1 pseudogene is annotated in these 528 nt (G+C 74.1%); it reads right to left on the bottom strand.

The annotated features are described in order from the left end of the window. Window positions 1–528: pseudogene (locus ACK8OX_RS25200) on the bottom strand (hypothetical protein); the annotation flags it as partial.

Genomic DNA, 528 nt, shown 5'->3' with positions numbered 1-528 from the left:
CTGGCCGGCCGCGAGCGTCAGCACGTCCGCCCCCGTCCCGCCGGTGACCGTCTCGATCCCCGCCACCGTCAGCGTGTTGCCGCCATCCGCCAGCACCAGGCTGTCCGCACCGGCACCGAGCTGGATGCTGGCCGCCGTCACCGATGCGGTGAAGGTGACCGCATCCGCCCCGGTGCCGCCGATGATCGCCTCCACATCCGCGCCGACCGACAGGGTGTTGGCGACATTCGCCAGCACCAGCCGGTCCGACCCGAGGCCGAGCGCGATGGTCGCGCCCGTCGCCGTGGTGGACAGCGTCACGATGTCCGCCCCGCTGCCGCCGGTGATCGTCTCCGCCCCGCCGACCGTCAGCGTGTTGGCGCCGTTCGCCAGCACCAGGCTGTCCGCGCCGGCATCAAGCGCCACCACGCCGCCGACCATCGCCGTGGTCAGGGTGACGGCATCGTCCGCGGCCCCGCCGGTGATCGTCTCCGCCGCCGTCACGGTGACGCTGTTCGCCCCCGCGCCCGACAGCACCAGCGTGTCGCC

The organism is Falsiroseomonas sp. CW058 (genome assembly GCF_050563535.1).
Taxonomy (GTDB): Bacteria; Pseudomonadota; Alphaproteobacteria; order Acetobacterales; family Acetobacteraceae; genus Falsiroseomonas.
Note: the sequence above shows the minus strand (reverse complement) of the source record. Positions and strands in the feature narration are given on the sequence as shown.